The sequence below is a fragment of the Spiroplasma endosymbiont of Lasioglossum villosulum genome (assembly GCF_964020195.1).
Lineage (GTDB): Bacteria > Bacillota_I > Bacilli_A > Mycoplasmatales > VBWQ01 > Spiroplasma_E > Spiroplasma_E ixodetis_A.
Genome location: NZ_OZ026539.1, coordinates 543,405 through 558,660 on the forward strand (window position 1 = coordinate 543,405; position 15,256 = coordinate 558,660).

18 protein-coding genes are annotated in these 15,256 nt (G+C 25.1%); 15 read left to right on the forward strand and 3 right to left on the reverse strand.

Features of this window, described 5'->3' with window-relative positions; translation table 4 throughout:
- The first annotated feature begins 265 nt into the window (after positions 1–265).
- The 4 genes from AACK81_RS03120 (at position 266) to AACK81_RS03135 (ending at position 2,861) form a co-directional block, all read left to right on the forward strand.
- Positions 266–1,447 (forward strand): hypothetical protein, encoded by a 1,182-nt coding sequence (locus AACK81_RS03120; RefSeq protein WP_338962555.1) that lies wholly within the window; start codon positions 266–268, stop codon positions 1,445–1,447.
- A 192-nt stretch (positions 1,448–1,639) separates the two neighbouring features.
- The gene (locus AACK81_RS03125; RefSeq protein ID WP_338962556.1) at positions 1,640–1,882 is read left to right on the forward strand and encodes a hypothetical protein; all 243 of its coding nucleotides are present in this window, start codon (positions 1,640–1,642) and stop codon (positions 1,880–1,882) included.
- A 115-nt stretch (positions 1,883–1,997) separates the two neighbouring features.
- Positions 1,998–2,408 (forward strand): hypothetical protein, encoded by a 411-nt coding sequence (locus AACK81_RS03130; RefSeq protein ID WP_338962558.1) that lies wholly within the window; start codon positions 1,998–2,000, stop codon positions 2,406–2,408.
- A gap of 123 nt (positions 2,409–2,531) precedes the next feature.
- The gene (locus AACK81_RS03135) at positions 2,532–2,861 is read left to right on the forward strand and encodes a hypothetical protein (protein ID WP_338962560.1); all 330 of its coding nucleotides are present in this window, start codon (positions 2,532–2,534) and stop codon (positions 2,859–2,861) included.
- Between the two features lie 71 nt (positions 2,862–2,932).
- Here the strand turns inward: AACK81_RS03135 and AACK81_RS03140 are convergent, their stop codons facing one another.
- Positions 2,933–3,061, reverse strand: coding sequence for a hypothetical protein (locus AACK81_RS03140; protein WP_338962563.1), 129 nt, complete (start codon positions 3,059–3,061; stop codon positions 2,933–2,935).
- Positions 3,062–3,242: 181 nt separating this feature from the next.
- Positions 3,243–3,419 carry a hypothetical protein gene (locus AACK81_RS03145; RefSeq protein ID WP_338962566.1) on the reverse strand — a complete coding sequence of 59 codons (177 nt, stop codon included), beginning with the start codon at positions 3,417–3,419 and terminating at the stop codon, positions 3,243–3,245.
- Between the two features lie 402 nt (positions 3,420–3,821).
- Here AACK81_RS03145 and rpsB point away from each other — a divergent pair, with 402 nt between their 5' ends.
- From rpsB to AACK81_RS03200, 11 genes are all read left to right on the forward strand, one after another.
- On the forward strand, positions 3,822–4,598 hold the full coding sequence (gene rpsB, locus AACK81_RS03150; RefSeq protein ID WP_338962568.1) for a 30S ribosomal protein S2: 777 nt from the start codon (positions 3,822–3,824) through the stop codon (positions 4,596–4,598).
- A gap of 15 nt (positions 4,599–4,613) precedes the next feature.
- Entirely contained in the window at positions 4,614–5,492 is an 879-nt protein-coding gene (tsf, locus tag AACK81_RS03155) for a translation elongation factor Ts (RefSeq protein ID WP_338962570.1), read from the forward strand.
- Positions 5,493–5,512: 20 nt separating this feature from the next.
- Complete coding sequence (locus tag AACK81_RS03160; protein ID WP_338962572.1) at positions 5,513–6,094, forward strand: hypothetical protein; 582 nt, start codon at positions 5,513–5,515, stop codon at positions 6,092–6,094.
- Positions 6,095–6,157: 63 nt separating this feature from the next.
- Positions 6,158–6,886: a UMP kinase gene (gene pyrH, locus AACK81_RS03165; RefSeq protein WP_338962574.1), complete on the forward strand. Its 729-nt coding sequence runs from the start codon at positions 6,158–6,160 to the stop codon at positions 6,884–6,886.
- A gap of 23 nt (positions 6,887–6,909) precedes the next feature.
- On the forward strand, positions 6,910–7,902 hold the full coding sequence (gene pta, locus AACK81_RS03170; RefSeq protein ID WP_338962576.1) for a phosphate acetyltransferase: 993 nt from the start codon (positions 6,910–6,912) through the stop codon (positions 7,900–7,902).
- Positions 7,903–7,920: 18 nt separating this feature from the next.
- Positions 7,921–9,174, forward strand: coding sequence for an acetate kinase (locus AACK81_RS03175; RefSeq protein ID WP_338962578.1), 1,254 nt, complete (start codon positions 7,921–7,923; stop codon positions 9,172–9,174).
- 125 nt (positions 9,175–9,299) lie between these two features.
- Entirely contained in the window at positions 9,300–9,539 is a 240-nt protein-coding gene (locus AACK81_RS03180; RefSeq protein ID WP_338962580.1) for a hypothetical protein, read from the forward strand.
- A 142-nt stretch (positions 9,540–9,681) separates the two neighbouring features.
- Positions 9,682–11,184 (forward strand): FAD-dependent oxidoreductase, encoded by a 1,503-nt coding sequence (locus AACK81_RS03185; protein WP_338962582.1) that lies wholly within the window; start codon positions 9,682–9,684, stop codon positions 11,182–11,184.
- 39 nt (positions 11,185–11,223) lie between these two features.
- Positions 11,224–11,364, forward strand: a complete 141-nt coding sequence (locus AACK81_RS03190) for a hypothetical protein (protein ID WP_338962584.1) — start codon at positions 11,224–11,226, stop codon at positions 11,362–11,364.
- A 16-nt stretch (positions 11,365–11,380) separates the two neighbouring features.
- The gene (locus AACK81_RS03195) at positions 11,381–12,358 is read left to right on the forward strand and encodes an alpha/beta hydrolase (protein WP_338962586.1); all 978 of its coding nucleotides are present in this window, start codon (positions 11,381–11,383) and stop codon (positions 12,356–12,358) included.
- A 7-nt stretch (positions 12,359–12,365) separates the two neighbouring features.
- Positions 12,366–13,358, forward strand: coding sequence for a lipoate--protein ligase (locus AACK81_RS03200; protein ID WP_338962589.1), 993 nt, complete (start codon positions 12,366–12,368; stop codon positions 13,356–13,358).
- A gap of 358 nt (positions 13,359–13,716) precedes the next feature.
- Here the strand turns inward: AACK81_RS03200 and AACK81_RS03205 are convergent, their stop codons facing one another.
- A complete protein-coding gene (locus AACK81_RS03205) occupies positions 13,717–15,189 on the reverse strand; it encodes a hypothetical protein (RefSeq protein WP_338962591.1) in 1,473 nt (490 codons plus the stop codon).
- Between the last annotated feature and the right edge of the window lie 67 nt (positions 15,190–15,256).

Genomic DNA, 15,256 nt, shown 5'->3' on the forward strand with positions numbered 1-15,256 from the left:
TTTAGATGAATATAAAATTATTTTTTTTATATCTAGTTGAATTTAGACTTTGATTAGATATTTTTAAAGTTATATTAAATAATTTTACTAAACAAAATAATTAATATTTATTAAATTATCTATACTGTAATTGACAAATATATACTATGATATATAATTTTGTATATCATAAAAATGATATTATTAATTTAAATTAAGAAACAAATTATTAAAATTTTAACAATATTATAAAATTATAAATGAAGATTAAAGGAGATATATAATTATGAATTTTAAAAAAATATTATCTGTAATTACACCATTAAGTATTTCAACTTCAACAATTGGAGCGGGGATTATATATTATGATAATTTTGGTCAAGAAAAATTAATTACTAATATAAGCGAAATTAATTTGCAAAATATCATCGTTGAACCTAATTTAGGACAAGTTAATAGTGGAAAAAATGAAATTCCAACAAAAGCGGCCTTATTAATAAACATTAAAGAAGCAAATCCAGAAGCTAGTTTATTAACTATTAATGATTTTGATATTGTAAAAGAAGATAAAAATAACGTTACAATTAAAGGCAAAGGTAATTATATAGGAGAAGTTAATTTATATTACACCGTTACTAACTTTATTAATAAAAAACTAACAAATGAGAAAATTTATGCTTTAGCAATTGATTCACGAAATAATATTTTTAGAACGCAAGAAGATAAAGTTTATAAGCTTACTGTTACAGGAATAGAAACTTTAATGGATGGATTGGATTCAGGTAAAACTGCTAGAAATATAATAGTTGATGCAGAAGATAATGTTTATGTTGGAACTGATAGTGGTGTTGTTTACAAAAGTGATGGTAAAAATAGATTTGTAAAAATTTCATTGCCAGATTCAACAAATTGAATATGAGCTTTAACAGTTAATAAAAAAACCGGCATTGTTTATGCTGGTAACGATGATGGTGTATATAGCATTGATAAAAATGGTAATGTTAATCATATGTTAGGAACACATGATTATATTAATAGTTTAGCAGTAGGTGAAGATGGTTCTGTTTATGCGGGTGCTGATAATCGTGGTAAAATTTATAAAAGTTATGATGGTATAAGTGAATTTAAATTAATTAAACAACGAGATGATGCTGGATCAATGAAAAGTTTAGTAATAGATAGTACAAATAATATTTTTGCTGGCTCTGATAATGGTAGTATGTATGCTAAAATGTTAGAAACAGGCCATGAAATTAAACGTTTAGTAATAGATAAAGAAGGTAGTTTATTTATTGGTGTTGATTCAAATGAAGTTTATAAAAAAGTAAAAGACTCATCTATATTTTATAAAATGATAGGAATAGAAAATGGTTGAGAACATATTCTTGCTTTAACAACTGATCAAGGTGATAATTTATATGCAGCAGGAACTGAAGGGTACTTATATATAAGCAAAAATTTTAATTAATATTTTAGAAATTATAAAAATAGTTTAAATTGAATTTATTGTAATTATTAACAATTAAAATTTTTAGTTAAAGGAATATTTTATTTGAGTATCAAATAAAATATTCTTTTTTTTAATTTTTTTAAACTTATAAAATTTAAAAAGGAAAAAACTATTTTTTAAATAAAAATAAGTTTTAGGAGGTTGATAAATATGATTTTAGAAGATTTAGAACCAATGACTGATCAAGAGTGTCAGGCAGTTAGTGGTAATTTTCCTCAATTTTTGATGGGTGCCATGTTAGCAGGAATATCAATTCCTGTTATTAAAAATTTATGAAATAGTGTTTCAGGAAGTATTAAGTTACCAGATAGTTTTTATTGTAAATCGTTATATAAAAATAAAAAATATTTATTAATTAATATAAAATTACATATTTTTTTCTTAAAAGAATAAATAACACTAAAAAATGACTTTTACTATAAACATTATGTATACTGAAAAAAGAATGTATAATAATAACAGAAAATAATTTTTATTTTTGGAAAAAAATTTTTGAGTACGAACGATTATGAGAAATATAAAAACGTTGTTAAAATTATTAGGAGCAGTTAGTTTAAGTACTGTTGCAGCAAGTTCAGTTGTGGCTTGTGGAGGAGGAGCAAATCCAAATCCTACACCAACTAAAGAAATGGATGTTCAAGTTAAAAAAGATTTTGGTTTTTTAGATACAAATGCTAATTCACTAGTTAAATTGAGTATTGATATTAATGCAACTAGTAAATTAGCATCATGAAAATCTGAACAATTAGCAATTACTGCGACAGCTTTATTAAAAGGTGATACTGGTGAGCAAAAAGCTAAGTCAAATGATGCTGCGAATTTTTTAGTTAATGTTTTAAAAATTGAAGCAAAAACTGGTGAAGGTGAAAACAGAATATTTGAGGTTAAAAAAACAAATGAAATTAGTATCAATGTTTAATCATATTCACCTGCAATTTCTAAGAAGGCAGATAATGCTGATTATGTAGTTACTGGTGGAACACTAATTTTTAATTTTCAAAAAAATAATAAGTCATTAGGTGATAATTTCTCATTAGATATTTTGGGTCAATCAGTTCAAGGATTAGTTACATCAATTTTACCAACTACAATATCAAATGCTAATTTTGAATCTATTCCTGGATTTGCAGTTGGGGAACCAAAAGCAAAATTTCCAGTTGGTACAGATTTAACACAATATTTTAAAACTACTGAACTTGAAGGTAAAACAGTAAAAAGTATTGCTGACCTTATTAAACAAGGTGCTTTAAAAATTAAAGTTAGTGAAGCTGCAGAAGGTACAGGAAATTTTGTTAAAGGAAATACCATAAAAGTAAAAATATCAATTGGTGATATTCAATTTGCTACTGAAGAGACTTTATTTATATCTTAATTATTAAAATTAATAAATATAACAAAGAAGAGTGAAATTTCACTCTTCTTTTTATATAGTTATATTTAATTTTATTTAAATGGAGAACTAAAAGGATTACTATTTTGTTTTCTATCTCAATGAGAACTTCCAGCATTTTGATTACTTTTATTTTTCATTTCTTCATTTCATTGTTTACCTTGTTTTTTAGGGATTCACATTGAATGGGTAGAAGGTGGAGCATAATAAACAGTTTTTATGTTTTGTGCTATTTTATTTTACTTGCTTTTATTTCTTTATCATATAAAACATCACCAGAACAAATGCCACAATTTGTTGTTCCTTTAGTCTTTGTTTCTATGGCAAATCTATTTCTTAATCTTTGATCTATTTTTAAATTAGTTACTTCATTTCTATTAGCATAGTTGTGCTTTTTAATTGTTGTTCAGTAAGTTTCACAAATGATTCTGTAACTCCACATATTGTTTGTTCTTCTAGTACAGTTTCTTTTAATCTATTTTGTTGATTTTGCAAATGATATTTAAGTTGTTGTCTTTCTTGTGTTTTAGATTTAAACATTTTTCTTCCATCTTCCTTTTTAAATATAAAAAAATTATTTACTTTTAAAATTAAAGTAATTAGTTTAAAAAACTTAATATTAAGTTTTTGTTATTTTATATCATAAATAAATATTTTATATGTGTAATTTACTTTTTACTTTTATAATATATTGTGTGTTTTTATTGGTATTATTTTTTAAGAAAAGTAAAAAATATTTTTATAATATAATTTATTAAAATACAATTCTATTTTTATGTTTAAAAATAATTTGTTTAAAATATAAAAAATATGCTACAATATACAGGCTTAATTTAATGAAAATAAGCAACACATTTGTGAATTCATTGCCTAGTGCTTTTTAATTAAAAAGTGGCCAATGTTAGAAATAAATGGAAGAAAAACAAATTAGAAGGAGACAATATGTCAGTTGTAACACGTGAACAACTCCTTGAAGCGGGAGTTCAGTTTGGTCACCAAACTAAAAGATGAGATCCAAAGATGCGTAAATATATTTTTGGTCAAAGAAATGGTATTCATATTATTGATTTACAAAAATCAATGCGTAAATTAGATGAAGCTTGTCACTTTGTTAAAGAAACTAGTGAAAATGGTGGTAAAGTTTTATTTGTAGGTACAAAAAAACAAGCCAAAGAAGCTGTGCAAGAACTTGCAATTAGTTGTAATTCACCTTATGTAACAGAACGTTGATTAGGTGGTAATTTAACTAATTTTAAAACTATTAAATCAAGTATTAAAAAGTTAATTGATATTGAAAATAAAGAAAAAAGTGGAGAAATTAAACTTTTAACAAAAAAAGAGCAAATGTTAGTAATTAAAGAAAAAGCACGTTTAGAACGTAACCTTGGTGGTATTAGAAATATGTATAAATTACCAGAAGCTATTTTTGTTACTGATACTATTACTAATAAAATTGCTGTCGAAGAAGCAGTTAAACTTGGTATCAAAATTATTGCGATTTGTGATAGTAATTCAAATCCAGATAATATTGATTATATTATTCCTGGTAATGATGATGCTACAAAATCAATTACTTTAATTACAAAGAAAATTGCTGAAGCTATTAATGAAGGACAAAGTGTAAAACCAGTTATTGATAAAAAAGAAATAGTAGTAGAAGAAACTACTAGTCTTGATGAAAATAAAACTGAAAATGGAATTGAAAAAAATAAAGAATAAAGGAGAATAGTTTATATGTCAGAAGTTAAAGTAGATGTTAAATTATTGAAAAAATTAAGAGATACAACCGATTTACCAATTACTGATTGTAAAGAAGCTTTGATAGAAAAAAATAATATTTTTGAAGCAGCACTTTCCCTATTAAAAATTAAAGGTTTAGCAAAAGCAGAGAAAAAAAGTATTAATAAAGCCACTGAAGGGGTTACTAAAGTTGTTATTAGTGGTAATAATGCAATTATTGCTGAATTAAATTGTCAAACTGAACAAGTTGCTGATTTAGAAGATTTTAATGATTTATTTACTAAGATTTTAGAAACAATTTTAAAACATCAACCTAAAACTATTGAAGAAGCTTTAATGTTAAAAGCTGATGGAAGTAGTGAAAGTTTAAATGATGAGATAAGATTTGCTATCGCTAAATTAGGTGAAAATATTGTTTTAAATCGTTTTCAATATTTAAGTAAAAATAGTGATGAAGTTTTTGGTTCATATATCCATGGTGGTGGTAAATATAGTGGTTTAGTTATTATCAAAGGTGTTGATAAGGAAAGTGATATTCCAAATAATGTTGCTATGCAATTAGTATCAGCAGATGCTAAATACATTGATATTGCTCACATACCCGCAACAGTTCGTGATAAAGAATTATCAATTATTAGTGAAAAAACAAAAGAAGAAGAAAAATTGAAAGCAAAAAAACGTCCTGATAATATTCTTGAAAATATTATAAGAGGTCGTTTTGAAAAAGTATTATCTGAATTAACTATTGTTGATCAACTTTATATTAAAGATAATACAATTAAGGTTAAAGAATATTTAACTAAAAATCATGCTACAATTATAGCTATGATACGTTATCAATTAGGTGAAAAAATTGATAGTTCTGCCAAATAAACATTTAGGAGGTAAATAAAGTGAATTTTCAAATTATATATTATATTGCATTAGTAATGTTTATATTATTATTAGTTATTCTTGTTTGAGGATGATATAGTTTTAATAAACCAAAAACAACTATTAAATTTTTGAATTTAAAATTATTAGTAGCAACATTAATAGTTGGGGTAATTGGTTTAGTTATCTCGATTGTTCCAATTGGAATGCAAGTTTGAACATTTGAACCAGAATATATTAAATCTGATCCTGCTTTTTTAAGTTTATTAATAGTAGAGTATATATTTTTAGTTATCATGTTAGGATTAGCATATATTTTTAGTTTTGATTTTGGTATCGCAGTTGATGAACATAATATTTATTTCTTTGGACAAAGCGTTAATACTAGTAAAATTGTTGCATTGGAACAAAAGAAAAATGTTTTAAAAATTGTTTATGAACAGGGTATTAAAAAAATTAAAAAACGTTTAATAATTATTACTCCACAAGCACAACTTTTTGTTAAAGATCATTTAGCACAAAAAGTTATTGCTAACGTTGAATTAGAAACTGTCGCTGAAAGCGCAAATAATGATTCATTATCTAGTGATAATAGTAAATAAATAAGAAGCCACAAAGCAATCTGTGGCTTCTTATAATATTAAATTTAAGGAGGATGATCAAAAATGGAACAATTTAAATATAAACGAATATTATTAAAAATTAGTGGTGAAGCTTTAGGTGATGGTAGTAATGAATTATATAATAATGAAAGTATTGATAATGTTTGTCAACAAATTCAAACCCTAGTTAAGGCAAAAGTAGAAGTTGGTTTAGTAATTGGTGGTGGTAATATTTGACGTGGTGCTAAACAAGGAGAAAAGATTGGTTTAAAAAGAATTAATGCTGATTATATGGGAATGTTAGCAACTATTATGAATGCTTTGGTAATTGAATCAAAGTTAAAAGCGCTTAACGTAAAAGTTATTGTGCAAACATCATTAGAGATTAATCAAGTTGCTGAACCTTTTTATTACAAAAAAGCTATTAGTAGTTTTGAAAAAGGCTATGTTTGTATTTTTGCTGGTGGTATTGGTTCACCATACTTTACAACGGATACTGCAGCAGCACTTCGTGCTACTGAAATTAATGCGGATATATTATTAATGGCAAAAAATGGCGTTGATGGTGTTTATGATAAAGATCCAAATATTAACAAAAATGCTATTCGTTATTCACATTTATCATATCAAGATATTACTAATAAACAATTAAAAGTAATGGATTTAACTGCTTCAACAATGTGCATGGAAGCTAACTTGAAAATTATGGTATTTGATATTAAGGTTGAAAATAATATCATTAAAGCAGTACAAAATAAAGCAATTGCAACTATTATTAGCAATCAAAATTAACAAATTAAAGGAGAGAAGATAATATGAAACTATTAGATTTTATTTTATCTATTTTACAAAAAAGCAAAACATCAATCAGAATTTTATTTCCAGAAGGTGATAATGAAAAAGTACAGGCAGTAGCTTTAAAAATTATTAATGATAATTCACCTGTTAAAAATTTTATTACACCAGTTTTATTATTTAATAATGATAAAGAAATTCCTAGTAATATTAAAAATTCTAATATTAAAACATTATCTATTGAAGAAAATCAAGTAACAAATTTTACTAATCAATTATATGAATTAAGAAAAGCAAAGGGTTTAACTTTAGAAGCAGCTAATAAATTGGTATTAAGTCGTAATTACTATGGAATGATGTTATTAAATAATAAAGAAGTTAATGGTTTTGTTGGTGGTATTACTTTTACTACTGCTGATATTTTATGTCCGGCTTTACAAATTATTGGACCAAAAGCAGGTACTAAAACTGTTTCAAGTACATTTATTATGAATAAAAATGAAGAAATATTTTTATTTAGTGATGGTTCAATTAATTTAAATCCAACAGCTGAACAATTAGCAGATATTGCAAAATCTACAATTCACTTTGGCGAACTTTTAGAATTTAATCCAATTAAATTAGCAATGTTATCTTATTCTACTAATACTAGTGGTAGTGGTGAAAGTGTTGATAAAGTACGTAATGCTACTAACTTTGTTCAGCATTTAAAATTAAAGAATGTGCAAGTAGCAGGACCAATTCAATTTGATGCTGCTTGAGATCAAGAAGTGCGAAATAAAAAATTCCCAGAATTAACAATTAAAAATCATTGTAATGCATTTATTTTCCCAACTTTAGATGCTGCTAATATTGGTTATAAAATTGCCCAAAGATTAGGTGATTATAAAGCTATTGGTCCTATTGTTTTGGGTTTAAATCAGCCAGTTAATGATCTTTCTCGTGGTGCTACTATTGATGACATTTATTACACAGCATTGATCACTGCTATTCAAACATTAATTAAGAATTAATAAGGAGATAAAACAAATATGTCAGAACAAAATAAAATTTTAGTTATTAATGCTGGAAGTAGTTCTATTAAATTTCAACTTTTTAATGCTATTAATAATGATAAACAACCTCATTTTACTATTTTTTGTAAAGGTTTAGTTGAAAGGATAGCTATTAAAAATAGTAATTTTATTATTGAAATTGCTAATGGTGATAACTTTATTAAACATGAAGTAACGAAAGATATTCCCGATCATGTTATAGGAGCACAAACAGTTATTGATGCATTAATTGAGTATAAGGTCATTAATAATTTTGATGATATTAAACGAATTGGTCATCGTATGGTTCACGGTGGTCAAAAATTTAATAACTCAATTGTTATTGATGAGAAAGTCATTGCTGGTATCAAAGCATGTATTCCATTAGCACCATTACATAATCCACCAGCTTTAAAAGGATTATCATCTTTTCAAAAATTAGTTCCACATGCTAAACATGTGGCAGTATTTGATACTTCATTTCATAGTACTATTCCTGAAGAAAAATATCTTTACTCAGTTCCATATGATTGATATAAAACATATGAGGTAAGAAGATATGGTTTTCATGGTACTAGTTATCGTTATATTTTAGATAAATTAACTAATATTTTAAATAAACCAAAAGATAAGATTAATGCTATTATTTGTCATTTAGGTAATGGTGCTAGTATTTGTGCTATTAAAAATGGTAAAAGTTTTAATACTAGCATGGGATTAACACCATTAGATGGTTTAATTATGGGTTCTAGAAGTGGTATCATTGACCCTTCTATTCATGGTTATATGTGTAATGTTAAAGCAGAAGCAACTATTGAAACTATTACTAATGATTTAAATAAAAGTTCAGGTTTATTAGGAATTAGTGGACATTCTTCTGATTTACGTGATGTTCTTGCAAGTAGTAATGATAAAAACCATAAATATCATTTACAATCACAATTAGCAATAAAAATGTTTGTTCAAAGAATTGCTAATTATATTGTTCAATATGGTAATGATTTAGATAGTAATATTGATGCATTAGTATTTACAGCAGGTATTGGTGAAAATTCTGTAATTATTCGTCAATTAGTTATTGAGGAAATTAAAGTGTTTACTTTAAAATTAGTAACTAATAAAAATAATGATAAGTATAATGATTACTTAGAAATTAGTGATAAACAATCAGAAGTTCCTATTTTTAAAATTAGAACAAATGAAGAATTAATGATTTGTCAAGATACATATAATTTATTAAAAAATATTTAAAAAATAAAAAAAATATATTAAGGTTTTTTGTTTTGATATATAATGTTTAAATTAAGTGAAAATACTTAATAATTATCAAATTTTAATTAAAAATAAATACTTTAAAGATTCAAGGAGAAAAAAGTATGACATATAAAGACATTAAAGAAAAGAAAATTTTTAAAATTTTTGAAAAAGATGAAATTGAAAATTTTGATAAAAGCATGATAAATAAAATAAATAATTATGACAAAAAAAATAAACAAACTAATAAGCCGTTCTTAAATAATAATTGAGATACTTGTCGTGGCTTATTAGAAATTAATAAATATCATCATGATCATGATGGAAGTAGTTCATCAGTAATGGCAATTTCAGCTTCTTAAAATTATTGTTATATTCATTTACTGAACAAAGAAAGAGTTGTAACTATTAAATAAAAAGTGATAAAATAATGTATATATTTGTATTTGTGATTACACAATAAAAGAAATTGAAAAAAAGTAATAAGTAAGAGAGGATTTTAGCATGGAAAGAAAACAAAAGATAGTTGTTATAGGTGTTAATCATGCCGGAACAACAGCATTAAAGGCAATTATGAGGTCTAATTCAAATAGTGAAGTAGTAGCATATGATCGTAATGATAATATTTCATTTTTAGGATGTGGAATTGCGCTTTGAGTTGGTAAAGAATTTACTGATCCAAAAGGATTATTTTATGCCACAATTGAAAAGTTAAGAGCATTAGGTGTTAAAATTAAAGAAAAACATGAAATGATTAAATATGATAGTAAAGCAAAAACTGTTACTATTAAAAATTTAGATACTAATGAAGTATTTATTGAAAGTTATGATAAGTTAGTATTAGGAATTGGTTCATGACCAATCTTAAATCCAGGTGGTAAAGAAATTCCTGGTTTAATTGCTCATAAAGATGGTGCGATTGTTAAAGATACTTTAAATGGTGTTAAATTAACAAATGGCATTCATTTATCAAAACTATACCAACATGCTCAAGAAATTATTTCTGATTTGAGTAAACCGGAAGTAAAAAAAGTAGTAGTAATTGGTGCAGGTTATATTGGTATTGAATTAGTAGAAGCTTTTTATAAAGATAAAAAAGAAGTTACTTTAATTGATTTTGAAAATCGTATTATGCCTCGTTATTATGATGAAGAATTTACAAATGATGTTGAAGCAGATATGAAAAAAGTAGGAGTAAAATTACAATTAGGAGAAACTTTACAAGAATTTATTATTAAAGATGATAAAGTGAGTGAAGTAAAAACTAATAAAGGAACATATAAAGCTGATTTAGTAATTATGGCTGTTGGTTTCTTACCAAATACTGCTATCTTGAAAGATGAGAATGGTAAAGTTCAACTTAACTTAGATCCTCGTGGTGCAATTGAAGTTAATGAATATTTTCAAACTTCAGATCCTAATGTTTATGCAATTGGTGATTGTATTAATATTCGTTCAAATGCTTGAAATAAAAATGTTAATATTGCCTTAGCAACTAATGCTGTACGTAGTGGTTTAATTGCTGGATTAAATGTTGCAAAAACAGATCCTAAAACAAGAATCGCCTTTCCTGGTGTTCAAGGAACAAATGCAATTACTGTTTTTGGTTGAAAGTTATGTGCTACTGGTTTATCAGAAGTTTCTGTAAAAGCAATTTTAGGTTCTAATAATGTAGAAGCATATTTTTATCAAGATACAGTGTTTCCACCTTTTATGAGTGAAAATCATGAAGTAAAAATTAAAATTATATGAGAAAAGAGTTCTCGTCGTATTGTTGGAGCTGAAATTGGTTCAACTCATGATCATACAGAAACAATTGCAATGTTTTCATTAGCAATATTGAAAAAGGTTACTATTGATGAAATTCCATTAATTGATATGTATTTTTTACCACACTTTAATAAGCCTTATAACTTTGTTACTGCGACAGCACTTTTAGCAACAGGAATTTTAACAAAAGAAGATGTTACATATCCAGATCCATATTTAAAAGGTAAGAAAAAATAGATTGTCTTGTCAAATTAATTTTGAGAGGAATAAAATATAATGGTTAGTAATGAAAAATATTTAAAACTTAGAGCAAGAATGACTTCACCAGTTAAAGAAAGTAAATATAAAATTGCTTGATGATTAAAAATTATTTTGATATTTACTTTTCCATTATGGATTATTTTTTTTAATTACTAATTTTTTTATTGGTTTAATGATGCGAAATGTTATGGAAAATTTTCAACGAATTGGACGAAGTACTAATCCAAATTTTGATAAAATTGATCTTAATACTTTGAGTTTTTATAATCGAGATATGGAATTACAAAATTCTCTACAACTAATGATTGATGATAGTAATTGGGATATGATGGAAGCACAAGATATGACGATAACTACTTATGATAATCGCTTGTTATCAGCTTTTTTCATTAATAATCATCAATCTAATAAAAATCATAAATGAATAATTGCAACTCATGGTTGACAACAAAATTACTATAGCATTTTATATTTAGTTAAACATTTTTATGAGCAGGGATATAGTATTGTTACTTATGATACAAGAGGTCATGGTAGTAATAATATTCATGATGCAATTACTTTTGGCAATAAAGAAGCAGATGATTTATATGCTGTTATTTTAAGTCTTAATAATTATTTAACAGAAACAGATTTTAAACAACCCCCCAATATTACTTTAATTGGTAATAGTATGGGTGCTAGTACTGTTTTGGAAACAATATCTCGATTTGATACTGGTAAATTTGGTGTTAAATGTGCAATTTCTGATTGTGGATTTGATAGTTTTAGTCATATTATTAAAATTATGGGTAAACAATACTTTAACCTTCATTGATTTTGATTTTATTATGGTGTTAAATTTTTCTTTAGGTTAAAAGATAAATTTAATATTAATAGTATTAATCCTATTAATAAATTAAAATATTGTTCTTCAATTCCTGTATTATTTATTCATGGTAATGATGATGAAACTGTACCAGCAACAATGGCACAAAAAATGTATGAAGAGAAAATAAATTATGAAGAAGAAACAATAAGTGAATTATTAATTATGCCATTTGCTAAACATATAAGAGCCGTCACTACCGATTATGATACATATTGCAAAACTACTTTAAAATTTGTTAATAAATGAACAAATTTTAAAACTGAAGATAAAGGAGATTAAATTAATAATGATTTATTATATTAATAATAGCAAAGACCCATATTTTAATTTAGCAGCCGAAGAATATTTGATTACTAATCCTTATATAACTGATGAAATCTTATTATTATGACAAAATAATAATACTATTGTTGTTGGTAGAAACCAAAATACAATTGAAGAAATTAATAATGAATATGTAAGAACAAAAAAAGTTAATGTTGTACGAAGATTATCTGGTGGTGGAGCTGTTTATCAAGATTTAGGAAATTTAAATTTTACTTTTATTTTTGATAAAAATAAAGATAATGCTCGTAATTATGCTCTTTTTACAAAACCAATAGTTAATGTTTTACAAAGTCTAGGTTTAAATGCTCAATTTAGTGGTAAAAATGATATTTTAGTTGATGATAAAAAAATATCGGGTAATGCCCAATATACATATAAAAATCGAATTTTACATCATGGTACTATTCTTTTTAATGTTGATATGCAAATGTTACCAAAAGTATTAAAACCTGATTTGGATAAATTAAAATCAAAAGGTATTAAATCAGTACAAGCACGAGTAACAAATATTTTACCATTATTAAATCCACCAATAACAATTGAAGAATTTCAAAATTTAATTATTGAACAATTAAAAAGTACAAAAAATACAAAGATTATGGAATTTTCTGAAAAAATGATTGCTGATATTGAATTATTAGCAAATACTAAATATCGAACTTGAGATTGAGTTTATGGTAAATCTCCAGATTTTGATTTAAAGCATAAAACACTTTTTCCTAGTAAAGGAACTATTCACGTTTGAATGAATGTTAAGGCAGGAATTATTGAAAATATTAAAATATATGGTGATTTCCTAGGCTCAGCAGGTACTACTAGTTTAGAAGAAAAACTAGAAAAACAAAAATATAATTTAGCAACTATTACTAATATCATTGAAAATGCTAATATTAATGAAATTTTTGGTGAAAATTTTCTTGTTGAAGAAATCATAAAAAGTATAATAAAATAATAAAAGTTAAGTAAGCGTATGTGTTTAAGCATATATTAAAATCCCTATTTACTTTTATAAAAATAGGGATTTTAATTTTGAAAGTGAACAAAAAAATGTTGAAATTCTAAAAAAGATAATTTACTAAATGGAAGTATTATTAAAAATATGATTTTTGCTTTGTAAACAAAAAAATATTATTTAACAATAATGTTTTTTTATATTTTTATTAATCAATAAAAATGTTAAAGTCTTTAAAAGAAAATAAGAATAAAAAAAGAATAATTCTAAATCATGTATGATTCAAATTATTCTTTAATAAATTCAATGTTGTATTTTAGCACTCTATAATATAATTAATTTTATTTAAAAAGTATTTTTAATAAGGTTCAGCAGGAGGAAATCGTTTAATAAGAGTAGCAGTAATAATATCATTTTTGACATCGCCATAATCAAATCTAATGTCTATATTGATATATTTATCATTTTTATCTTTTCGTTCAAGATCATCATCAGTTAGGTTTCTACCATCAACTGTAGCTTCATGAAGTTTTAATTTATTAGGATCATATCAATCTTTTCATCCTCAATCTCGTAGAACGCCATACGCAATTGATTCAGCAATTGGTTTGATTTGTTTTAATCATTGTTCAGCAGTATCATCATCACTTATTTTGCGGGATCATTCTGGTAAATGATTAAATGTTTTTTTAAAAGCATTAATTAAATCTTCCTCTTTTGGATTTATTAATTTTGTAATTGTGATTTTAACATCACCTGTGAAGTTGCTTTCTGGTTTAGCGGTTAAAATTGCATGACCAGGATTATTTATTGAGGCACTATTAAACTCTTTTATTTCAAGATCTTCTTTTACTACACCAGAATTATTATTTAAACTAAGTACTTCAGGAATAATAACTATGTTATTATTGGCATTTCTTCCTTCAACTTCAGTATTTGTAATTACATCTACTAATTTTAATTTATCATTAACGGTAATTTGTAAATTAGTTTCGGCATTGGTGATTGTATCATAGTTATAATTGATTTTAGCTTTGAGTGTGGTTGCTTTTTTTAAATCATCAGCATTTAATTTGTGATCAGCAATAGTAATTTGATTGAATTTAAATGATGATTTTTTAAATAGTTCTTTAATTTCGCTAGTTAGTTGTGCTTGAATGAAATTAGCAGTAATTTTGTTAGTTATAGTTTCTGGTTGGCTATCAATTATTGTTGTGATTGAATAATTATTTTTATTAATGGCATCACTAATGTCTTTTGCTGTTATTGTTTCATTAACGGTAATTTGTAAATTAGTTTCGGCATTGGTGATTGTATCATAGTTATAATTGATTTTAGCTTTGAGTGTGGTTGCTTTTTTTAAATCATCAGCATTTAATTTGTGATCAGCAATAGTAATTTGATTGAATTTAAATGATGATTTGTTAAATAGTTCTTTAATTTCGCCAGTTAGTTGTGCTTGAATGAAATCAGCAGTAATTTTGTTAGTTATAGTTTCTGGTTGGCTTTTTTTATTAGTTTCCAATGTATAATTTATTTTATTAATGGCATCACTAATGTCTTTTGCTGTTATTGTTTCATTAACGGTAATTTGTAAATTAGTTTCGGCATTGGTGATTGTATCATAGTTATAATTGATTTTAGCTTTGAGTGTGGTTGCTTTTTTTAAATCATCAGCATTTAATTTGTGATCAGCAATAGTAATTTGATTGAATTTAAATGATGATTTGTTAAATAGTTCTTTAATTTCGCCAGTTAGTTGTGCTTGAATGAAATCAGCAGTAATTTTGTTAGTTATAGTTTCTGGTTGACTTTTTTTATTAGTTTCCAATGTATAATTTATTTTATTAATGGCATCACTAATGTCTTGATTAGTAAGACATTTATTGGAAGTATTA